This window comes from Amycolatopsis rhabdoformis, from assembly GCF_035918295.1.
Taxonomy (GTDB): domain Bacteria; phylum Actinomycetota; class Actinomycetes; order Mycobacteriales; family Pseudonocardiaceae; genus Amycolatopsis; species Amycolatopsis rhabdoformis.
In genome coordinates this window covers 2,008,326-2,028,565 of sequence record NZ_CP142149.1, presented here as the reverse complement: position 1 = coordinate 2,028,565, position 20,240 = coordinate 2,008,326, and the positions used below count along the sequence as shown (strand labels likewise).

Annotated in this window: 19 protein-coding genes and 1 pseudogene; 10 read left to right on the top strand and 10 right to left on the bottom strand. The window is 69.1% G+C overall.

Annotated features, from left to right (window positions below; translation table 11 throughout):
• Positions 1 to 140: 140 nt before the first annotated feature.
• Positions 141 to 326 carry a hypothetical protein gene (locus VSH64_RS09480; protein ID WP_326835141.1) on the bottom strand — a complete coding sequence of 62 codons (186 nt, stop codon included), beginning with the start codon at positions 324 to 326 and terminating at the stop codon, positions 141 to 143.
• A 566-nt stretch (positions 327 to 892) separates the two neighbouring features.
• Positions 893 to 1,234, bottom strand: coding sequence for a nuclear transport factor 2 family protein (locus VSH64_RS09475; RefSeq protein ID WP_326835140.1), 342 nt, complete (start codon positions 1,232 to 1,234; stop codon positions 893 to 895).
• A 239-nt stretch (positions 1,235 to 1,473) separates the two neighbouring features.
• Here VSH64_RS09475 and VSH64_RS09470 point away from each other — a divergent pair, with 239 nt between their 5' ends.
• From VSH64_RS09470 to VSH64_RS09455, 4 genes are all read left to right on the top strand, one after another.
• A complete protein-coding gene (locus tag VSH64_RS09470) occupies positions 1,474 to 1,881 on the top strand; it encodes a hypothetical protein (RefSeq protein WP_326835139.1) in 408 nt (135 codons plus the stop codon).
• Positions 1,882 to 1,934: 53 nt separating this feature from the next.
• Positions 1,935 to 2,168, top strand: a complete 234-nt coding sequence (locus VSH64_RS09465) for a hypothetical protein (protein ID WP_326835138.1) — start codon at positions 1,935 to 1,937, stop codon at positions 2,166 to 2,168.
• 366 nt (positions 2,169 to 2,534) lie between these two features.
• Entirely contained in the window at positions 2,535 to 2,690 is a 156-nt protein-coding gene (locus VSH64_RS09460; RefSeq protein WP_326837928.1) for an SDR family oxidoreductase, read from the top strand.
• Positions 2,691 to 2,963: 273 nt separating this feature from the next.
• Positions 2,964 to 3,974, top strand: a complete 1,011-nt coding sequence (locus VSH64_RS09455) for an aldo/keto reductase (RefSeq protein ID WP_326835137.1) — start codon at positions 2,964 to 2,966, stop codon at positions 3,972 to 3,974.
• A 6-nt stretch (positions 3,975 to 3,980) separates the two neighbouring features.
• Here the strand turns inward: VSH64_RS09455 and VSH64_RS09450 are convergent, their stop codons facing one another.
• The 6 genes from VSH64_RS09450 to VSH64_RS09425 all read right to left on the bottom strand — a co-directional run bounded on the left by VSH64_RS09450 (position 3,981) and on the right by VSH64_RS09425 (position 10,238).
• On the bottom strand, positions 3,981 to 4,151 hold the full coding sequence (locus VSH64_RS09450) for a hypothetical protein (RefSeq protein ID WP_326835136.1): 171 nt from the start codon (positions 4,149 to 4,151) through the stop codon (positions 3,981 to 3,983).
• Positions 4,152 to 4,535: 384 nt separating this feature from the next.
• Positions 4,536 to 5,348: a CmcJ/NvfI family oxidoreductase gene (locus VSH64_RS09445; RefSeq protein ID WP_326835135.1), complete on the bottom strand. Its 813-nt coding sequence runs from the start codon at positions 5,346 to 5,348 to the stop codon at positions 4,536 to 4,538.
• On the bottom strand, positions 5,345 to 6,379 hold the full coding sequence (locus tag VSH64_RS09440) for an AraC family transcriptional regulator (RefSeq protein WP_326835134.1): 1,035 nt from the start codon (positions 6,377 to 6,379) through the stop codon (positions 5,345 to 5,347). Before VSH64_RS09440 ends, VSH64_RS09445 begins: the two co-directional genes overlap by 4 nt.
• A 10-nt stretch (positions 6,380 to 6,389) precedes the next feature.
• Positions 6,390 to 7,790 carry an MFS transporter gene (locus tag VSH64_RS09435; protein WP_326835133.1) on the bottom strand — a complete coding sequence of 467 codons (1,401 nt, stop codon included), beginning with the start codon at positions 7,788 to 7,790 and terminating at the stop codon, positions 6,390 to 6,392.
• A gap of 46 nt (positions 7,791 to 7,836) precedes the next feature.
• Positions 7,837 to 9,303 carry an aldehyde dehydrogenase gene (locus VSH64_RS09430; protein ID WP_326835132.1) on the bottom strand — a complete coding sequence of 489 codons (1,467 nt, stop codon included), beginning with the start codon at positions 9,301 to 9,303 and terminating at the stop codon, positions 7,837 to 7,839.
• A 35-nt stretch (positions 9,304 to 9,338) separates the two neighbouring features.
• On the bottom strand, positions 9,339 to 10,238 hold the full coding sequence (locus tag VSH64_RS09425) for a nuclear transport factor 2 family protein (RefSeq protein WP_326835131.1): 900 nt from the start codon (positions 10,236 to 10,238) through the stop codon (positions 9,339 to 9,341).
• A gap of 248 nt (positions 10,239 to 10,486) precedes the next feature.
• On the opposite strand from VSH64_RS09425, the gene VSH64_RS09420 reads away from it, so the two are divergent.
• A complete protein-coding gene (locus VSH64_RS09420) occupies positions 10,487 to 11,644 on the top strand; it encodes a mandelate racemase/muconate lactonizing enzyme family protein (protein ID WP_326835130.1) in 1,158 nt (385 codons plus the stop codon).
• A 22-nt stretch (positions 11,645 to 11,666) separates the two neighbouring features.
• On the opposite strand, the gene VSH64_RS09415 is transcribed toward VSH64_RS09420, so the two are convergent.
• The gene (locus VSH64_RS09415; protein WP_326835129.1) at positions 11,667 to 12,704 is read right to left on the bottom strand and encodes a LacI family DNA-binding transcriptional regulator; all 1,038 of its coding nucleotides are present in this window, start codon (positions 12,702 to 12,704) and stop codon (positions 11,667 to 11,669) included.
• 52 nt (positions 12,705 to 12,756) lie between these two features.
• Here VSH64_RS09415 and VSH64_RS09410 point away from each other — a divergent pair, with 52 nt between their 5' ends.
• The 5 genes and pseudogenes from VSH64_RS09410 to VSH64_RS48490 all read left to right on the top strand — a co-directional run bounded on the left by VSH64_RS09410 (position 12,757) and on the right by VSH64_RS48490 (position 19,647).
• The gene (locus tag VSH64_RS09410; protein ID WP_326835128.1) at positions 12,757 to 13,746 is read left to right on the top strand and encodes a cyclase family protein; all 990 of its coding nucleotides are present in this window, start codon (positions 12,757 to 12,759) and stop codon (positions 13,744 to 13,746) included.
• 145 nt (positions 13,747 to 13,891) lie between these two features.
• Positions 13,892 to 16,576: a bifunctional 3-(3-hydroxy-phenyl)propionate/3-hydroxycinnamic acid hydroxylase gene (locus VSH64_RS09405; RefSeq protein WP_326835127.1), complete on the top strand. Its 2,685-nt coding sequence runs from the start codon at positions 13,892 to 13,894 to the stop codon at positions 16,574 to 16,576.
• On the top strand, positions 16,576 to 17,436 hold the full coding sequence (locus VSH64_RS09400) for a dioxygenase family protein (protein WP_326835126.1): 861 nt from the start codon (positions 16,576 to 16,578) through the stop codon (positions 17,434 to 17,436). Before VSH64_RS09405 ends, VSH64_RS09400 begins: the two co-directional genes overlap by 1 nt.
• Complete coding sequence (locus VSH64_RS09395; RefSeq protein ID WP_326835125.1) at positions 17,433 to 18,488, top strand: maleylacetate reductase; 1,056 nt, start codon at positions 17,433 to 17,435, stop codon at positions 18,486 to 18,488. Before VSH64_RS09400 ends, VSH64_RS09395 begins: the two co-directional genes overlap by 4 nt.
• A gap of 108 nt (positions 18,489 to 18,596) precedes the next feature.
• Positions 18,597 to 19,647: pseudogene (locus VSH64_RS48490) on the top strand (SAM-dependent methyltransferase).
• Here the strand turns inward: VSH64_RS48490 and VSH64_RS09380 are convergent.
• The gene (locus VSH64_RS09380; protein ID WP_326835124.1) at positions 19,599 to 20,210 is read right to left on the bottom strand and encodes a TetR/AcrR family transcriptional regulator; all 612 of its coding nucleotides are present in this window, start codon (positions 20,208 to 20,210) and stop codon (positions 19,599 to 19,601) included. The pseudogene VSH64_RS48490 and the gene VSH64_RS09380 overlap by 49 nt on opposite strands.
• Positions 20,211 to 20,240 lie beyond the last annotated feature (30 nt).

The window sequence follows — 20,240 nt, the reverse complement described above, 5'->3', positions numbered from 1 at the left end:
GCCGACGGATCTCCACAAAGCCGGTCGGCAGCACCAATCCGCTGCCGTTGCCGTCGGCTACCGCCGCCACACCGCCGCTGACGGCCACGCGATGTCCGCGCCGGTCCAGCGGCGCAGAAAGAACCAGGCGATTGCGGCAGTCAGTCACGCTCCGCCGCCTGGGCACCCTTCACCGTTGCCTTCGCGATGTCGATATCCGACTCGCGAGCACTCAGACGAAGTTGTCCACCGGTGGTATATCCGCCATCCACCACCAGGATCTCAGCACCCACACTGGGCCACTCGGCCATCTTCAAGGGGAGATCATGGATCAACACCCGATCCACGACACTAATCTCCCCTGATGGCACCCTCGCCCTGAGCCCATACGGCACCTTCTCGACGACAGTGGCGAGAACGAGCTGCCACCTCTCCAGCCGATCAGAGGGTTCCATCACCGGCCGCTCCAGAGAGATCGAGTTCCGCGAGTATCAACCGACAGACTAGCCCGGACACGGCCGCTCTCCAGAGGTGAAAGCGCCAACACCCGAGGCCGGCCAGTTGGCAGCACAACTGGACGACCTCATCACCGAGACCGACGACGCACTCGACCAGATGCGCGAACTCTCCCGCGGCATCCACCCCGCGATCGTCACCGACGGCGGTCTCCGCCCCGCGCAAACATGCCCAGGCGTCGGTTTGTCCGTGCGTCCTCCCCCAGGGCCGCCGGGGATATCGGCGAGCAGCGCGTCGCGGAGCAGGTCGGCGCGCCCGCGCAGCGCGAGCGTCGACAGGCGCCGGCCCCGGCGCCGTCACCAGCGTCTCGGGAACACAGTCCAGATCGCGCAGACGAGGCTTCAGCCAGTCCAGTTGCTGACCAGCTCATCGGCGAACAAAGACGGTCGCGCCCTACTCAGGCCAGGTTCGCATGAACGAAGGAGATCTTGTCCCCATTGAGGGTGACGTCGAAGATCCCACCTGTCCGCCCACCGGGGAAATCGCCGGTGAACTCGACGACAACGTGAAGGTGATCATCTTCGGGCTCGACGCTGACCAGGCGCGTAGTAGTGTTGTACCCGATAAAATAGCTCCGGTAGTAGTCGGCGATGCCTTCCTTGCCGACGAACTTCTCGCCTACGGACGGGTCGTCGAGCACGGCGTCGTCGGTGAAGAAGCCGAGGTAGGCATCGGTGTCGTGCGTGTTCGTCGCGGCGATCCGCGCCGAGAGGATCGCCCCGTGGTCGGTGCTGGTCATGGGGAGGCTCCCTGTTTCTTCATACAAGATCCTGGCTGCCACCACTGTCCCCCTTCACCGGCCCTCGTAGGAGGGTGCCGTTACCTGGGTGTCGGGCACCCAGGCAACGGAGCACCACCGACCCGGGGACGCGCGGGCGGAACGATGCACGGGCGGCCCGACCGTGGTGCTCCCGGCCGGCGGTGGGACGGCATCCGGCTGGCTCGACGAAGCAACGGCCGCGATGGTGTACTCCCAGCATGAGCAGGCAGTGGTCAGCGTTGACCCGGGCCGGTGACGACCGGTTGGTCCGGGCCGCACACGCGCGGTTCGTCGAGTCCGGCGCCCAGCACACGACGGTGCGCCCGGACATGGTCGAGTCCACCGGCGAGGTCTTCACCGAGATCGCCCGGGGCGGCGCCGCGGACATCGAAGCCGCGCTCGACGCGGCCCACGGCGCGGGCCGCGCCGTCGAGCCAGCTCGGGATCTTGAAGACCCGGCACGCCACCAGTGCCAGATCGTCCGGATCAGCGACAACCACGTTCTCGGCTACAACCGCACCTACGGAAAGGGCAACACCGAAAGGCCGCCATCGACGATGCCGCCCAACATTCCCGTGCCCTCCGCCGACTACAACCACCACTGCGACGCGAAGCGGATCTGGTAAATTGCGGTGGAGGGATGGGGACACCGCCCACCGCACTGATTGAATGGTGAACAATGCCTGAGAACCGGAAGATCTGGGAAATCCAGCTCGCCGTCTATGCGACCGAGCAGCAAGCCGAGGAGCTCAAACGCCAGGTCTCCAGGTTGCTGTGCCCGGATCCGAACCACGCACCCCCATGCCCCGTCCCGTGGTCGGTCTCCCTCGTCGAGGTGCCCGGAGCCGAGGAGCGAGAACCTTACGCAAGTCTGCTGACGCAAGCAGAGATCGAAGGCCAACTGCGCTCTTGACCATTGAAAAAAATTACAAGATACGGAAGCGATCTGCAAAATTCCAGGACGCCATCAGTTCAGTAATATAGTCGGCAGCACTCGCCGAAGCCGATTTCGACGCGATGCCCGATTCACTCGAAGACATCGACGCCACACTCTCAGGCGTTGAACCGGGCACGCCCACTCACCCATGCCGGGCCTTGCCGCTTGAGCTGCGGTTCGACCTCGACATCGACCGTCGATGCGACTGATTCCCCACGGGTGAATAGTGCATGCGATCGCGGGGCGACTTGAACACTATTGACCCGTTTGCGGCTGTCGTGATGACATGCAGTTCGGTCGCAGCCCACAGTTCACCTCTCGCTCTGGTCTGCTGGCCAAGGGATTACCCGCCGACTGCCGCCTCGATGGCGCGCCCACGTGGTGGCCAAGCACGGCATGGCCGGCGTCACCAAGGCGGCCGCCCACGAGTACGCGACGCAAGGGATCAGGGTCAACGCCGTGTGCCCGGGCACCGTCCGTACCGGGATGTACCGGTAAGAGATCCCGCGGGTACGGGCGCCGTCGTGAGCGCCGCGATACCGCCGCCCGGACCAGCGGGATCTCTTGGTGATCGGTCGTGGCGAGGGACCCCGCGAGGGTGGTTTGGCTTTGGGGGCTGAGTAGTGCCCACCGGCTCGACCGAGAATTGGCAGTTTGCTAGTCCCTACCACCGGGTTCTCGGGTACGGCTGGCAGAAACGGTCGAAACATGACAGGGCACACATGCCGACGTCTTGCGTTGGAGCGCGCTCCAGCTCCTAGGTTCGAATGTATGCGATACATCAAACTCGGAACGACCGGACTGGAAGTCTCCGCGATCACCCTCGGCTGCATGAGCTTCGGCGAGCCGGAGCGGGGCGGCGAGCCCTGGTCGTTGGGTGCGGACGCCAGCCGGGACATCATCAAGCAGGCGCTCGAGGGCGGTGTCAACTTCCTTGACACTGCGAATGGCTACAGCGCCGGAAGCAGCGAGGAGATCGTCGGCCAGGCGGTCAAGGACTTCGCCCGGCGGGAGGAGGTCGTGCTCTCCACCAAGGTCTGGATGCGGATGCGCCCCGGCCCGAATGGGGCCGGGCTGTCTCGCAAGGCGATTTTCGCCGAGCTCGACGCTTCCCTGAAGCGGCTGGGGACCGACTACATCGACCTGTACCAGATCCACCGCTGGGACTACGACACCCCGATCGAGGAAACCCTCGAGGCGCTGCACGACGCGGTCAAGTCCGGGAAGGTCCGCTACCTCGGAGCCTCTTCCATGTACGCCCGGCAGTTCGCCAAGGCCCTGTACCTGGCTGACCTGAACGGCTGGACCCGGTTCGTGTCGATGCAGGACCATTACAACCTCATCCACCGGGAAGCAGAGCGGGAGATGTTCCCCCTCTGCGCGGACCAGGGCATCGGCGTGATCCCGTGGAGCCCGTTGGCGCGGGGCAGGCTGACGCGGGTTCAGGACACCTCCACGGCGCGTGCCGAGACCGACGCGGGCGGCAAGATCCTCTACCGCGACGGGGACCAGGCGGTGGCCGAGCGCGTCCACGACATCGCGGGCAAGCGGGGTCTGTCCCCGGCCCAGATCGCCCTGGCCTGGGTCATGCGCAACCCGGTGGTGACTTCGCCCATCGTCGGGGTCACCAAGCCGGCGCAGCTGGCCGACGCGGTCGCCGCGGTGGACGTTGAACTCGACGATTCCGAGGCCGCCTACCTAGAGGAGCCCTACCAGCCGCACGAGGCCGCCTACCTGGAGGAGTCCTTCTACAAGCAGCGCCCTGCGGCGAGCTCCCGGTAATCTCGGCTACCGCCGGGCCTTCGGCGAGTCCTTGCCCTCGGCCTCCACAGCCCGGCGGTGCCTGCGGGCGGTCGCGCGCACCTGCATGTTCAGCGCGCTCCCCGAGGGACCGGTGAGGCGCGGCCGGGCTACCCGCGGCGGAACGTGCCCGTGGGCACCGAAGTAGCTGACGTCCAACCGACTCAGTTTGGTCAATTGATACGGGCACCGGGATCCGTCAGATGTGGAGCTCGTCCGTCTACATCTGAAATGGAGCACCGGTGCCCGCCGTCGAAGCAGGGGCGATCGAGCCTTTGTGGACGGTCTCGGATGACCGACGGACGCGGGATTCCGCTGCGTCGTAACCGGCACGACTCCCCCGGCCACTTGCAAACTGCTGACCGATCTCGGCTGCGAGTGCCGGATCCAGCACGAGGGCGTCGCGTTCCCGATCAACCACACTCGCCGCAGGGTCGTCGAACGCATCAACCCTGGTACAGCCACGGCTTCGACTTCACCTGTCCGGCAAGAAATGTCGAGCGGGCACAATCAACGCACTGCCTGAACCGCCGGCAACACCGATCACGGATTGGGCCCGAAGAACGCCACCGTGCGCGCCTCGACGCTGGCCCTCGGGGCTGCGTCGGGGCGCGAGGTGGGGTCGTCGATCGCGCTGTGGGCCACCGGGAACGGCACCGAGGGGTCGGTGTCCCAGAGGCGGAACAGCAGTGCCTCGTCCGGCTGCATGTCCGCGAAGTAGTACCAGCGCTGCTTCGGGTGGTGCATGAGGTTCAGGCCGATGAACGGCGTCGGCTGGCCCGGACGCTCGTGGATCGGGACCGGCAGGTACTCGTCCAGGCCGGTGGTGCGCGCGTCGGCGACGGCGAGGGGGACCCGTTCGACCGGGCGGATGCCGCGCCAGACGTTGATCTCGGACCAGCGTCCGGCCAGCCACTCGTCGGCTTCGGCGCCCATGGTCCGGCGGATCCAGACCTCGAAGCTCGCGCCGTCGTAGTCGGCGTGCGCCGCGCGGGCCGGTGGGCGCTCGCCGCGCACCTCGCCGTCCTCGAAGCGCGCCATCGTGTGGAACACGACGACCTTCACCGCGCCGGTGGCCGCCTTGACGAGGTCTTCCAGTTCGGCCTTGTAGACCTGGTCCACCTCCTCGGCGTCGGTGAAGTCCTGCACCGACGTCCGGTGCTTGACCAGCGCGAACCCGTGCAGGTCAAGACTGAACTCCGCACTGATCGGCCGGGCGTTGGTGATCGCGGTGTCCACGGACCGGAAGCTGGCTGTGGAGGCAGCGTGCTGGCCGGCGTAGAAGATCCCGGAAGGCCTGGCCGGATCCGCGTACTGGAGGGGCACCGTCACTGAGGCGAGATCTTGGGTGGTCATCGTTGCTCCTGAGGGTCCGGAGTGGTGGTGCGCGCCCGGTCGGGGAACGTGCGCAAGGTGGTCGAGGGCAGCTCGCCGAAGCGGCGTTGGTAGGCGCTGGCGAAGCGCGGCACGTGGGTGAAACCCCATCGCAGGGCCACTTCCGTCACCGTCACGTCCGATCCCGGCCCGGCCGCGGCGAGTTCCTCGCGAACACGCGCGAGCCGGGTGCGCCGCACGTAGTCACGCGGTGAGACGCCAACGTGATCGTGGAAGTGGCGCTGCAGCGAGCGGGAGCTCACTCCCGCGTGCCGCGCCAGCCGCTCCAGCGACAGGTCGCCGTCGGGCCGGGTCTCGATGAGCTCGACCGCACGCCGGAGCGGCCCGGGCCGGCGGGTCTCGCCCCGGCGGCCGGCGAGCCGGTCGCTGTAGTTGTGGGGTTGGGCCAGCAGCAGACCGCTCATCAGGAACGCCGACCAGGGATTGTCGCCGAGCGTTCGGACAGCCAGCCCCGCGCCGGTTCCCAGATCGTCGACTAGCAGAGCCACGGCCCGGGCCCACGACGCGGCAGCCGGGGCGCGCAGGTCCATCGCGGGGCGAAACGTCAACGGAGAGGTGACCGGGCGGCCGAGCTGCTCCTCGAGCCGGGCCTCCAGGGCGGCGCGCTCGATCCGGACGTGGAGCTGCCGGTACTCGGCGCTCAGCCGCATCCTCACGCGCATCGACGGTGAAATGACCCCGGCAGTGGTCCGGTCCACCACGACCTCGTCCGAACCGAAGGTGATGCGGTTGTGCCCACCCCAGGAGAGGTTGATGTCGTAGTAGTCCACCTGCTCGGTCAGCGCGACCCCGAGCTCGGCACCGCGGTGCTGGCCGTACACGAGGGACAGCGGCCCGAGCGCAGCGACGGCGACGTCCGCAGTCACCACGCCGCGCAACCCGTGCAGGGTCAACCGGTGTGGGGTGAGGGCGTTCGACAACGACACCCGGAAGGCATCGGCGTCGGACGCGTGGAGCACCGAGTAGCGCTCCAGCAGAGCAGCGCTCGACATCGGCCCAGCCTCAAGATTTCGCCGGCGCGGGCTCGGCGACGGCGAGGCCCCGGTGTGCGGGCACCGCACCGATCTCGGCCGCCGAGAGCTGCGGCCTTCCGAGTTTGATCGAGAACACGGTGACGACCTGAGCCACGAGGATCAATCCCGCGACCAGCCACGGCGCGCCGTCCAGTTGGATGATCAGGGCCGCCGCGAGGAGCGGGGTCGGCCCCGCGACGAGCGCCTGCTGCAGCTCCCGGGACGACGTGAAGCCCGCGGCCCGCGACTCCGTGCGGAACAGCACCGGGCCGATCACCAGCTGCGCGACGACGCTCGGGGACCAGCACGCGGCCCACAGGACCGCGCCGGCGATCACGACCAAGACCATGTTCCGCGTGCCGAGGAGCGCGAAGTACGGGAACGCCAGCAGGATCCCGGCGACCGCGCCGATGAGAAGGACGGTCTTCGCACTCCATCGGTCACAAGCCTTGCCCCACAGGGGAAGGGCGACGACTCCCGCCAGGTACATGACGAGCAGCGCCAGGGCCGTTTGGGAGAAGGAGAGCTTGAGCTGGTTGGCCATGTAGCTGATGCCGAAGGCGTTGGCCACGTAGCCGATCACGTTGCTGGCGGTCGGCATGAGGAAGGCCGCGACGTAGTTCCGAGGGCTCGCGACGAAGGCCGCCCTCACCGCGGCGAGCGGATTCGCCTTGCTCCGCGCGATCAGTCCCCGGGCGCGGGCCTCCTCGACGCGCTGGTACTCCGCGGTCTCCTCCATCCCGCGGCGCAGGATGAGCGCGATGACCGTCAGGACCCCGGCGAACAGGAACGGGATGCGCCAGCCCCAGGCCACGAACGCGGCCTGACCGATCGCGAGGTTGATCACGGCGAAGAAGACCAGCGACAGGATCGACCCGGCCATCGTGGCGTTGTAGAGGAACGACGTCTGGAAACCCTTGGTGCGCGGCCGGGCGGACTCGTTCACGTAGACCATCGCGGTGCCGGGCTCGGCACCGGTGCCGAAGCCCTGGGCCACCCGGCAGAGAACCAGCAACACCGGTGACCACACCCCGACGGCCGCGTACGGCGGGAGCACCCCGATCGCCGCGGTGGCGGTGCCGACCAGGACGATCGAGGCCAGCAGGACGGGGCGTCGCCCCCAGCGATCGCTCAGCGCGCCGAGGACGATGCCGCCGATCGGGCGAGCCACGAAGCCCGCGGCGAAGGCCCCGAAGGTCCCGATCGTGGCGGCGGAGCCCGCACCGGGTGGGAAGAAGAGCGGGGCGAAGACGATCCCCGCGACGTAGGCGTAAAGGCCGTAGTCGTACCACTCGATGAAGGTGCCCGCGCTGCCCGCGAGGATGGCGCGCGCGGAGCGGCGCGGCGTGACCTCGGACGCGTCCTGGGGTGGATCGATCGATCTGGCCATGTCTCCACGATCTCCTTTGATCATTGGTGTCGAAGCGGTCGCCGTGTCAGCCGACGACGAACGGGTCGCGGACCTCGCCCGAGGTCTCGATCCACACCGCCTTGGTCTGGAGGAACTCGTCGACCGCGTGGCGGCCGTTTTCGCGTCCCCAGCCGCTGGCACCGTTTCCGCCGAAGGGCACGTTCGGCGCGACGGCGCGATAGCTGTTGACCCACACCGTGCCGGCGCGCAGCCGGGCGGCGACCCGGTGGGCGCGACCGACGTCGGAGGTCCAGAGTCCGGCCCCGAGACTGAACCGGGTGCCGTTCGCGACGGCGACGGCCTCGTCCTCGCTCGCGACGTCCAGCACGGTCAGCACGGGGCCGAAGACCTCCTCCTGCGCGATCTCGGCGTCTCGCGCCACGCCGGTGAGGATCGTCGGCTCCACGAACAGGCCGCCCAGTGAGGGATCGCGACGGCCGCCCGCCACGACCGAAGCGCCCGTCGCGACCGCGCGGTCGATGAAGCCCAGGACGGTGTCCAGCTGGCGCTTGTTCGCCAACGGCCCCATCTCCGTCTCGGGCAGGAGCGGGTCTCCCAGACGGATAGCCTTGGCCCGATCGACGATCAGTCCCAGCAGCCGCTCGCGGACGTCGCGGTGCACGACGAGCCGAGAGCCGGCGATGCAGGTCTGTCCCCCGGCGGCGAAGATGCCCGCGACCACCCCGTTCGCCGCGGCCTCGAGGTCGGCGTCCGGCAGGACCACCTGGGCGGACTTGCCGCCCAGTTCCAGCAGAACCGGGGTGAGCCGGGCCCCCGCGCTCGACGCGATGGCCGCGCCCACCGCCGGCGATCCGGTGAAGGCGATCTTGTCCACGCCCGGGTGGTCGACCAGCGCTCGGCCCAGCTCCGCGCTCTGCCCGGTGATCACGTTCAGCACACCAGGCGGGAAGCCCGCCTCCTCGACGAGCCGGGCGTATTCCAGAGCGGACGCCGGCGTCGACTCCGACGGCTTGACGACGAGTGTGCATCCCGCCGCCAGCGCGGGCGCCAGCTTCCAGTGCAGGAGGGCCAACGGCGAGTTCCACGGGACGATGGCCGCGATCACGCCCACGGGTTCCTCGCGGGTGTAGACGAAGTAGTTCGGCTTGCTCCCCGGGATCGTCTCGCCGTGGAGTTTGTCGGCGACTCCCGAGAAGTAGCGCAGCCAGGTCGCCAGCCCGGCCGTCTGCTGGCGGGTCTCCCGCAGCAGCTTGCCGTTGTCCGTGGTTTCGACCACCGCCAGGCGCTCGGCCTCCCGTTCCACGATGTCCGCCAAGCGGCGCATCAGCGCGGCCCGCTCGAATCCGGTCAGTGCCCCCCACTCGCCGTCGAGCGCCGTCCGGGCTGCGCTGACGGCGGCGTCGACGTCCGCCGCGCCGGCGTCCGGCACCCGGGCCCAGGGCCGCCCCGTGTAGGGATTCACGGTTTCGTAAGTCGCCCCGGACACCGCCGGTCGCCATTTCCCACCGATCGTGAGCTCGTGATCGGTCATCGTTTCGTTTCCCATCCGCTTCACGTCCCGCGAGCTCAACCGGCCAACGGGACGACCGTCGCCACCAGCAGCGGGTCGTGGTAGATCTGCGCCAGCCGGATCCGGCCGTCGCGCACGTTGAACGCGGACAGGTAGGTCTGCGGGTAGGGCCGGCCGAAGGCGGTCGCGGTGTCCGCCATCCGGCTGCGCGCCCAGACCAGGCCCGGGTCCACGGACGGGAAGAGCTCGATGTCGACGTGGGCGCAACCCACGAAGTTCTCGGCGACCCACTCGGCCCGAGCGCGGAGCTCGTCTCGGCCCTGCCACGCGGCTTTCGCTTGGTTCGGCGGGGCGAACGGGTACTCGAGGAGCGCGTCCTCGGCCCACAGTTCGTCGCGCGACTTCGGGTCCGACAGGTCCGCGGCCAACCAGCTCTCGACCACACGCGCGCTCTCCGCGGACGCGGCGGCGGTGGTCTCGTCGAATTCCCGCGGCGGGTCGTAGGCCACCGGGGTCCAGCCGGGCAAAGCGGGCGGGGCTTGCCGGAGTAGGGCGCGCTCGAGCACCAGGGAACTGAAGAACTCGCGGTAGACGGCCACCTTTCCGTCCCGGAGCACGAGCTGGTGGACATACCGCTGGGGGTAGGGCGCCCCGTTGAAGGTCTTCTGCTCGGAGCACCGGTTGGTCACCCAGAAGACGTTCGGATCGGCACTCTCGAAGATGCGGAGATCCAGCCGGGACGCGTCACCGCCGGAGCGGCGGACGGCGTTCTCCTCGCTGTTCCGGCGAACTTCGGCGATGCCGGCCCAGCGCGTCTCCTCCAGCACGGCGAACGGCAGTTCCTTCACGCCGTCGTCGGCCCACTGCTCGAGGTACCGGTCGCGCTTGTTCGTATCGATGAAGGTCTCGACGGCCTCCCGGTTCTTGCGACGCAAATCAGCATCGATCGTCGTCATGACTTCGACCTCCGTGGTGGATCGCTGGGGTTTCCGGCTGCCGGCCAGAGCACTGCCGCCGGCGCCGACTGGAAACCTTACCAGTCGAGTTCCGGACTGACCAGAGTCGAGAACAGATTTACGTTTCACCTGTTTAGAGGCCTAATCAGACCGTCGAGGAGGGATCGGATGCACACCTGGAAGAGGTCGGTCTGACCCTGTTAAACTGGGAACGTTACCAGTCATCTGCCAGAGGAGTTCGATCACTCATGACGCTCGACGCATCGCCGGTCGGGAAGGAAGTTCGCGCCCTGACGGGCCTGACCATCCGCAGGATCGAGACCGTCCCCATCCGCGTCCCGCTCGCTCGCGTCTTCCGGGGCAGCTACTACCAGATGAGCCACCGCTCGACGATCGTCACTCGCGTGTACACCGAGGAGGGGATCGTCGGTGAGGCCTACGCCGGCGACGAGGACGCGGCCCTCCTCGAGATCGACGCGATCATCCACCGCGAGATCGAACCGCGCCTGCTCGGCCAGGACGCCATGGCCGTCGAGCGTTGCTGGTCGCTCGCGCGCCCGGCGACGTTCGACATCCTGCGGGACCGCAGGCTCGGTCTGGTCGCGTCCGCGTGTGTGGACAGCGCGATCTGGGACGCCGTGGGCAAGCTGCTCGGTCAACCGCTGTGGCGGCTGTGGGGCGGCTACCGCAACACCATCCCGATGATCTCGATCGGCGGCTACTACGACAGCCCGCTCAGCATCGAGGACGAGATCGCCGTCTTGCGGGAACGCGGCCTGTCGGGGATGAAGTTCAAGGTGGGCGGCGCCGATCCCGTCGCAGACGCCGAGCGGTTCCGCCGGGCCCGGGAGGCCGCGGGTCCCGATTTCGTCCTGGCGGCCGACGCCAACCAGGGCTGGACCGTGGCCGACGCGATCACCTTCACCCGCCGGGTGGCCGACCTCGACCTCCACTGGCTGGAGGAACCGTGCCAGTGGCACAACGACCGGCGCGCGATGCGAGACGTCCGGTACGCCACCGGAGTGCGCGTTTGCGCCGGCCAGAGCGAGTTCTCCGCCGGCGGCGCGCGCGATCTCATGGTCGACGGCGCCATCGACGTCTGCAACTTCGACGCTTCCTGGACGGGCGGACCGACCGAATGGCGCCGGGTCGCCGGGATGGCGGCGGCCTTCGACGTCAAGATGGCCCACCACGAGGAGCCCCAGCTCTCAAGCCACCTGCTGGCGTCCATCCCGCACGGGCTCTACGCGGAGTGTTTCGATCCCGAACGCGACCCGATCTGGTGGAACCTGATCGCGAATCGGCCGCCTCTGTTCGACGGCGGGATCACCCTCCCGGACCAGCCCGGCCTGGGCTGGGAACTCGACCAGGACTACATCCGGTTCCACCGGGTCGAGGCCGGATAACGGCATACGGCGGCCGCCGCCCTCAGGCGCTGGCGGCCGCCCGGACCGGGGCGACGCTCGGCCGGGGAACGAACTGCGTCGGGTGGACGGTGGTGACCGGGCCCTCTTCGGGCTCTTGGATGCGGCGGACGAGCAGCCCGGCGGCGGTCCGCCCCAGCCGGTGGGTGTCGCGCCGCACGACGGCGATGGGTGGCTCGTGCATCTCCGTCAGATCGGTCTCGTCGCAGCTGACCAGCGACAGGTCGGCCCCGACCGCCAGCCCGCGCGAACGCAGTTCGCGCAGGCATCCCTTGAGCAGCTGGTTCCCGCCGACGACGAGGGCCGTGGGCCGCTCCCGCTTGTCCAGGAGCCGCGACGTCGCCGCCTGGCCGTGATCGGCATCGAGCGGGCCCTGGACGATGCTGTAGGTCGGCGGCAGGCCGCGCTCGGCGTAGGCCTCCTCCACTCCTCGGCGGCGCATGCGCGCGAACCGCGCGTGCCCGCCCAGGATGCACCCGATCCGCCGGTGCCCGAGGTCGAGCAAGTGGGAGATGGCCGCACGCATCCCCCCGCGGTGGTCGCACAGCACCGCGCTCGGCGTCAGCAGCCCGCTCGGATCGTCGAGCTCCCGGTCGATCAGCACCAACGGCGCCTCGATGGACTCCAGAGCCGCCAGCACGCCGGCATCGTCCTCCGCGCTGAGCGACAGGAGCAGCCCGTCCACGTGGCGGTCCTGGAAGAGCAGGATGTTCTGCGCCTCGAGCTCGGGATCGTTCATCGAGTTCACGAACAGCAGGGAGTAGCCGGCGCGCCGGAGTTCACCCTCCGCACCGAGGCTTATTTCCGACAGCAGTGGATTGGAGATGTCACCGATCACCATGCCGACCGACATCGTGGGCCCACCGCGAAGTCCGCGGGCGAAGATGTCCGGCCGGTAGCCGATCTCGTCGACCGCCGCCATGACGCGGTCACGCATCTTCACGCTCACGTCCGGGTGACCCGAGAGGACCCGGGAAACGGACGAGACACCGACACCCGCGCGTTCCGCGACGTCCTTGAGACCCGGCCTCATCTGCGGCATGCGCACATCGTACGGGCCACCGCAGGCCACCAGACCAACCAGGAGGAAGACCATGACCCGCTGGACCCGACGCCCGGAGGGCTCGAACTGGGGTGAGTTCGGCGACGACGACCAGCTCGGCCGCCTGAACCTGATCACAGCCGAACGGCGTCTCGCTGCCACCAGGGAGGTTCGTGAGGGGATCGCTTTCCCGCTCAGCCTCCCGCTCGACTTCCCCCGCGGCGAATACGCTCTGGGGCCGCGCAAGCCCCCGGTGCTCGCCAGCACCCCGCTCGGGCACAACCACCGCTTCCTGCCCACGGTGCCCGACGTCGTCAGCGACGATCTTGCGGTCCTCCACTTGCAGTACTCGACCCAGTGGGACTCCTTCGCCCACCACGGCGGCGTCTTCGACCTCGACGGCACCGGCGAGCCCGCGATCTGCTACTACAACGGCTACCGGGCGGACGTCGACGTGATCGGCGATCCGGCCGGCTCGGTACCACCGCACGCCGACGCGCTCGGCATCGAAACCATGGCCCAGACCGGGGTCCAAGGCCGCGGAGTGCTGGTCGATCTGGAACGGGCGGTCGGCCACGAGCGCGTCGCCGTCGGCTACGAAATGCTCGCCGAGGTCATGGCGGAACAGCACGTGACCGTCGAGGCCGGCGACATCCTGTGTGTCCACACCGGACTCACCGCGATCATGCTCGACCTCGGCGACGACCTGACGCAGGAGAAGCTGAACAGCTGCGCCGTGCTCGACAGCCAGGACCACCGCCTCTTGCAGTGGATCACCGACAGCGGGCTTTCGGCGATCGTCGCCGACAACCTCGCGGTGGAACCCTTCAGCCTGGATCCGGCCCCTGGCGCCGAATCCGTGCTGCCGCTGCACACCCATTGCCTCTTCAAGCAGGGAATACCGCTGGGCGAAATGTGGTACCTGGCCGACCTCGCCCACTGGCTGCGAGAGCACGAGCGGTCCCGCTTCTTGCTGACGGCGCCCCCGCTCCGGCTTCCCGGCGCCGTCGGCTCCCCGGTCAGCGGCGTAGCGACCGTCTGACCGGGCTGGTCACGCCCCAGCCCGAACCCGCGTCGCGAGGTGGATCGGGGTGGCGCGAACAGGATCGGAACACCACGGGTTTCGGCCTACCGTCCACCTCGATTCGCAGGAGTGCAACCGCTCCGCCTCGACGGGAGATCTGATCGTGAACCACGAATACGACGTTGCGATTGTCGGATACGGCCCCTCGGGGCTCGTCCTGGCCTCCGCCCTGGGCAAGGCCGGGCATTCGGTGGTGGTGTTCGAGCGCTGGCCCTCGCTCTACGGGCTGCCGCGCCTGACGCACATCGACGGCGAGACCGCGCGCATCGTCCAGGCTGTCGGGGATCTCGACCACGCCCTCCGGGACGCGCTGCCGCTGTCGGGCTACCGGTACCTCAACGGTTCGGGCGAACTGCTCCTCGAGCTGAACTGGCAGGGCAGCTCGTGCGGTCACCCCGCACACCTGTCGATCTACCAGCCCGACATCGAGGACGCGATCGACACCCGCGTACGGGCGTCGGGCCGCGTCGAGGTCAACCAGGGCTGGTCGGTGGTCGCCGTCCGGCCGCACGACGACGGTGTCGAGCTCGCCGCCCGACCGTGGACCCAGTCCCGCACGGGTCAGTGGTCGCACGGCGGCGAGGAACGGGTCGTCACCGCGAAGTACCTCGTGGGCGCGGACGGCGCCAACAGCTTCGTGCGGGAGACCCTCGGCATCCAGCGCAGCGACAACGGTGTCGACGACCGCTGGCTCAACCTCGACACCGAGCGGCTGCGGCCTCTGCCGGAGCGGTTCGCGAACCTCACCCAGTACTGCGATCCGGTCCGCGGCTCCATGCACATGCCGATCGGGAAGAGCCGGCAACGGTTCGAGCTGGCGGTCCTCCACGGTGAGGACGCCGCCGAGTTCGAACGCCCCGAGTTCGCCTGGACCTGGTTGCGGGAGACCCACGGTCTCGGCCCGGACGACGTCCGGATCCTGCGTCAGGTGGTATACACCTTTCAGGGCCGGATCGCCGAGACCTGGCGGCGGGGCCGGGTTTTCCTGATCGGCGACGCGGCGCACACCACCCCGCCCTACATGGGCCAGGGTGCGTGCTCCGGCATGCGAGACGGTCTCACCCTCGGTTGGAAGCTCGACCTCGTACTGCGCGGCCTCGCCGGCGACGAACTGCTGGACACCTACGAAGCCGAGCGCCGCCCCCACGCCACCGCGATCACCGAGATCTCCAGCGCTCTGGGGCGCGTGGCGAACACCCACGACCCCGCCGCTGCCGCGGCCCGCGACCAGGCGTTCCGGGACGGCACCGCACCACCACCGCCGCCGTTCCCCACGATCGAGGCCGGCGTCGTCCACCACGGCTCGGACGGACGACCGGCTTCTCCGGCCGGCACCCTTGCCCCACAGGGAATCGTGAGCAAGGACGGCGTGAAGGGCCTGTTCGACGACGTCGTGGGGCGAGGCTTCAGCCTGGTCACGGAGACCGACCCGCGGTCCGTGCTGTCCCCGGCCCAGCTGGACTTCCTCGACCGGCTCGGCGTCGCCACGGCGGTGCTCGGCACGGACGTCGAAGACGTGGACGACACCTACGCCGTTTTCCTGCGCGACAACGAGGTGGAGGCGTTCATCGGACGGCCGGACTTCCACCTGTTCTGGGCGGGCGCGCTCGCCGACCTGCCGGCGGCCGTCGACGCGCTCCGCACCCGCCTGCGCTGGCGCACCGGCGGCGGGACCACGACGGCCGAGCTCCCGCCGACCGAGGTGCTCTGGCGGGCGATGTCGCCGACCCGGATGCTCGACTACGGCATGGACTTCGCCGATGTGCTCGAGCTCCAGCACCTCACCGCGGCCGGAACGCCCTGGGACACCGCGGCCGAAGATCTTGCCGACCGCCACTGGCGGCGCGCGGCCGACGCCGACCAGGACGGCCGGACGGTTACCGCGGACGAGGCGTACCGGTCGGCCATCGCCTGCCTGGTGTTCGCGCAGATGGCGTTCAACTTCGACACCGAACGCAAGCGCGCGCTCTACTCCCGGCTGACCACCGCCGTCGGCGCGCGAGCAGCGGCCTTGTCCGCCGCGGCGGTGCGGGCCAGCGGGGCCCCGCGACCCCCGCGCTGCCAACAGGTGGAGATTCCCTTTGCGGGCGGCCGGATGTTCGGCTGGCTGCTGCTGCCCCCCGGTCGTGTGCTGGGCACGGTCGTCGTCTGCGGCGGCCAGAGCGGCTGGGGCCCGGCGTATCTCCGGCAGGCCGATGCGTTGAACCGTCGCGGCCTCGCGGCGCTGTTGGCCGAGGGACCGGGACAGGGCAGGACGCGCCTCGAGGGAGGAGTGCTGCTGGACACCGACGTCCGCGCCGCGTACCGCGGCTTCGTCGATCACCTCGTCGAGCGCGGAGATTGCGGGCCCGTCGGCCTGTGGGGCAACAGCAACGGCGGGCTGTACGCCGCCACCACGGCCGCGTCCGACCCGCGCGTCGCGGCGGTGTGCGTCAACGGTGCTCCGGCCCGGCCACACCTGCCCACCTTCCGCAGCTACGTCGAGCAGGCCGCCGCCATGCTCGGCACGAGCGACCGAGCTTCGATCCAGCGCACCTTCGACCGGATTTCGCTGCGGCCCGAGGACCGGATCGACTGCCCTGTCCTGGTCCTGCACGGTGGTCAGGACCCCCTGGTGAGCCTCGACGACCAGCAGCCGTTCCTCGACGCCGCCGCGCACCACGGTGACGCCACCCTCCGGGTGTGGGACGACGGCGAGCACACGATCTACAACCACTCGAGCGAGCGCAGCGCCCTCGTCGCGGACTGGTTCGCGACCAAGCTCGCCGACCACGAGCGGGGTGCTTGATGGACCTCGGTGAGAAGGCCCTCCTCGACGCCGTCATCACCAGCTTCGCGGACACGCCGGCCCCACGGCTGAAGGCGATCCTCGGCACGGTCACACGCCACCTCCACGCCGCGGTCCGGGAGTCGCGGCTCACGAACCGGGAGTGGGAACAGGCCATCGAGTTCCTGACCGCGGTCGGGCACAAGACCGAGGACACCCGGCAGGAGTTCGTGCTGCTTTCCGACGTCCTCGGCATCTCGATGCTCGTCGAAACGATCAACGGCGGCGATCTCGGTACCGAGTCGACGGTGCTGGGCCCCTTCCATCTGGTCGACTCCCCCGTCCGGACGCTCGGCGACTCCATCGACCTCATCGGGAACGGCACGCCCTGCGTGATCACCGGTTCGGTGGCCGACCTCGACGACAATCCCCTGAGCGAGGCCGCGATCGACGTCTGGCAATGCGACGAGAACGGCTTCTACGACGTCCAGCAACCGGAGAGCCAGCCCGCCGGCAACGGCCGCGGACTCTTCCACACCAACGAAAACGGCGAGTTCTGGTTCCGCACGGTCGTGCCGAGCCACTACCCGATTCCCATCGACGGGCCCGTCGGCGAGCTGCTCGGTGCGACCGGCCGGCACCCCTATCGGCCCGCGCACGTCCACGTGATCGCCGACGCCGCCGGGCACGAGCCGCTGACCACGCACCTGTTCGTAGCGGACGGACCGTACCTCGACAGTGACGCGGTCTTCGCCGTGCGCGCGAGCCTGATCACCGACTTCGTCGTGGTGACCGACCCGGCGGAGGCCGAGCGGTTCGGCTTCACGGCGCCCTTCCGCCGGGCACAGTTCACCATCCGGCTCAGGCGGGCCGACACGTGAACGCGCCGGCCTACGAAGCTCTACCGGCCCGCGTTGTCTTCGGTGCGGGCTCAGTCGCCCGATTGGCCGAGGAGACCGACCACGCCGGCCTGCGCCGCGTCCTCGTGCTGTGCACACCCACTCAGCGCGGACTCGCCGGACACGCGACGGCCATTTTGGGCGAACGCGCCGTCGGCGTCTTCGAACAGGCCCGGATGCATGTCCCGCTGGCCACGATCAGCGACGCCCTCGTCGTCGCCGCCGAGCTGGGAGCCGACGGCTGCGTTGCCGCCGGCGGTGGGTCGACGATCGGTCTGGCCAAGGCCCTGTCCCTGCGCGCCGGCCTACCCTACGTCGCGCTGCCCACGACCTACGCGGGGTCCGAGATGACCCCGATCTGGGGGCTCACCGAAGACTTCCGCAAACTGACCGGGCGGGACCGTTCGGTGCTGCCGCGGGCCGTGGTCTACGACCCCGAGCTGACGGCGACCGTCCCCGCTGCCACCGCGGTCACGAGCGGACTGAACGCGATCGCCCACGCGGTGGAAGCACTGTATGCGCCCGACAGTTCCCCACCGATCGCGGCCATGGCCGAGCGCGGCATCCGCGACCTCGTCGAGGCGTTACCGGTTCTCGGCACCGGCACTCCCGACGCTGCGACCCGGGCGACCGCGCTGCAGGGTGCGTGGCTGTGCGGAACCTGCCTCGGCGCGACGACGATGGGCCTTCACCACAAGGTCTGCCACGTGCTCGGCGGCCTGCTCGATCTCCCCCACGCCGAGACGCACGCCGCGATGCTCCCGCACGTCGCCGCGTTCAACCTGCCGGCGGCACCCGACGCTGCCGCTGCTGTGCGCCGAGCACTCAACGCCCCCGACGCCGCGGCCGCACTGAGCAAGCTGGTCACCGAGTCGGGCGCCCCCAGCAGCCTCGCCGAGCTCGGGGTCCGACGATCTCAACTCCGCGCGGTCGCCGAAGAAACTCTGATCACGCCCTACGCGAACCCCCGCCCGATCAACAGACAGGACCTCCTGCACCTCCTCGAAAAAGCCTGGTCCGGCACACCCGCCTGATCGACAGCGGCGCTCCATCGAAACGTTGGCTCCACCGGTTACCAGACATCTCTTATCGGAAGATATTCCGGAGTCACCTTAACGATCTATTTCTCCTGGAATCAGGAAATGAGAAGCGGACCTAAAGCGCGCCCGTTAGTACATTTATTCGCCCCCTTGCCGGTAATTCGATATTTTCGTGATGATCACCACGATCCGTCCCGGGAAAGGCAATCCCCGCCGGTACCGTCGGCCTCTGTGAGCGATGCCGAATTGACTGAGGGCGTCAGCACCACCGCCCTGATGATCGCCGCCACCCGGGCGATCGAAACCCACCGTCCGGACGGGCTCGTCCGGGACGAGTACGCCGAGCACTTCGTCCGGAGTGTGCGCGCTGGTGTCGCGATGCCCACTCGCATCGAGGACGTCGACGCCGGCGACGCGGGCCCGGTGTGGGGCCGCCTCGGCGCCTACTGCGGTCTGCGCACGCGGGTGTTCGACGATGCGGTGCGAGCGGCCGCGACACCGCAGGTCGTGCTTCTCGGCGCCGGCCTGGACACTCGCGCTGCGGCTCGATTTGCCGGCGGAAGCAAGGGTTTTCGAGATCGACCGCGCGGACGTGCTGACCTTCAAGACCACAGTCCTCGACGCGGTCGGCGCGAAGGCTCGGGTGCGCTGCGACCGGCTCGTCGTCGACCTCGCCGAAGACTGGGACGTCGCGCTGCTGGCCGCCGGCTTCTCGGCGGACCGGCCCACGACCTGGATCGCCGAGGGGGTGCTGCCGTACCTCCCGCGGCCGGTCGAGGAGCGGGTGCTCGCGCTGGTCGACCGGCTGTCCGCGCCCGGCAGTCACCTCGGCTACGAGATCGTGCTCGGGCAGGAGACCGCCGAGTTTCGCAACCACGACCTGTACGCGGGCACCCCCGAGGCCATCGGCTCGCACCTGCCGAGCCTGCTCGACGGCGGCGCCCGCCCTGACTCCGCGAGCGCTCTGCGGGCAGCGGGGTGGGAGGTCGTCGAACGACCGGTCGCCGACTACACCGTGCGCTACGGGCGCGGTCCGGACCCGTCGGTCGACGACCCGATCCGGCAGGCCCGCTGGGGATTCGCGCACAAGACCGAAGTCTCGGCTCAGCGTGCGCCGGACCTCCTGGGCCGACCTTGGACAACGTCGGCCTGAATCAGTTTCCGGGCCAGATCGATGCTGCTTGAAAGAGCGTCGAACGGGAGTGGTTGCGTGGCGAGAGCGCCCTCGTGCAGCACGAGGAGCTGGACGGCGAGGACGGCGGGGTTCGCGCATCGCGCGGCGGTGGCCAGTTCTTCGAACAGGTCCAGCAGCCAGCGCTTTTGGTTCGCTGCGATCCGGTGTGCAGGGTGCGCGGGATCCGGAAGCTCGGCCAGGGCATTGATGAAGGCGCATCCGCGACTGTTCGTCTCGCTCCAGATCCGCAGCGCCGCGAACGGCGCCATGACGGTTTCGACGGGGCCCTCACCGGCGTCCACAGTGGCCTGGACGAGTGACCGCCAGCGCTGGTCACGGTCCGCCAGGTAGGCCTCGACGAGGTGATCTTTCGAACCGAACTGGTTGTAGAGGGTCCGCTTGGTCACGCCCGAGTGCTCAGCTATCAGATCCACGCCGACCGCCGTGATTCCGCGGCTGTAGAACAGTTCCTCAGCGGCCGCGACGATGCGTCGGCCGGCCGGCGTCCGGTGTTGCGTTTCCCGCACTTCTGCAACCTTCACTGATCGGTGTACCGTAGCCCATGTTCACAG

What these genes read in the sequence shown, in the direction of transcription:
- VSH64_RS09475 (WP_326835140.1), bottom strand. Translation starts at nt 1,234, where the DNA reads ATGACCAGCACCGACCACGGGGCGATCCTCTCGGCGCGGATCGCCGCG.
- VSH64_RS09470 (WP_326835139.1), top strand. Translation starts at nt 1,474, where the DNA reads ATGAGCAGGCAGTGGTCAGCGTTGACCCGGGCCGGTGACGACCGGTTG.
- VSH64_RS09465 (WP_326835138.1), top strand. Translation starts at nt 1,935, where the DNA reads ATGCCTGAGAACCGGAAGATCTGGGAAATCCAGCTCGCCGTCTATGCG.
- VSH64_RS09455 (WP_326835137.1), top strand. Translation starts at nt 2,964, where the DNA reads ATGCGATACATCAAACTCGGAACGACCGGACTGGAAGTCTCCGCGATC.
- VSH64_RS09445 (WP_326835135.1), bottom strand. Translation starts at nt 5,348, where the DNA reads ATGACCACCCAAGATCTCGCCTCAGTGACGGTGCCCCTCCAGTACGCG.
- VSH64_RS09440 (WP_326835134.1), bottom strand. Translation starts at nt 6,379, where the DNA reads ATGTCGAGCGCTGCTCTGCTGGAGCGCTACTCGGTGCTCCACGCGTCC.
- VSH64_RS09435 (WP_326835133.1), bottom strand. Translation starts at nt 7,790, where the DNA reads ATGGCCAGATCGATCGATCCACCCCAGGACGCGTCCGAGGTCACGCCG.
- VSH64_RS09430 (WP_326835132.1), bottom strand. Translation starts at nt 9,303, where the DNA reads ATGACCGATCACGAGCTCACGATCGGTGGGAAATGGCGACCGGCGGTG.
- VSH64_RS09425 (WP_326835131.1), bottom strand. Translation starts at nt 10,238, where the DNA reads ATGACGACGATCGATGCTGATTTGCGTCGCAAGAACCGGGAGGCCGTC.
- VSH64_RS09420 (WP_326835130.1), top strand. Translation starts at nt 10,487, where the DNA reads ATGACGCTCGACGCATCGCCGGTCGGGAAGGAAGTTCGCGCCCTGACG.
- VSH64_RS09415 (WP_326835129.1), bottom strand. Translation starts at nt 12,704, where the DNA reads ATGCCGCAGATGAGGCCGGGTCTCAAGGACGTCGCGGAACGCGCGGGT.
- VSH64_RS09410 (WP_326835128.1), top strand. Translation starts at nt 12,757, where the DNA reads ATGACCCGCTGGACCCGACGCCCGGAGGGCTCGAACTGGGGTGAGTTC.
- VSH64_RS09400 (WP_326835126.1), top strand. Translation starts at nt 16,576, where the DNA reads ATGGACCTCGGTGAGAAGGCCCTCCTCGACGCCGTCATCACCAGCTTC.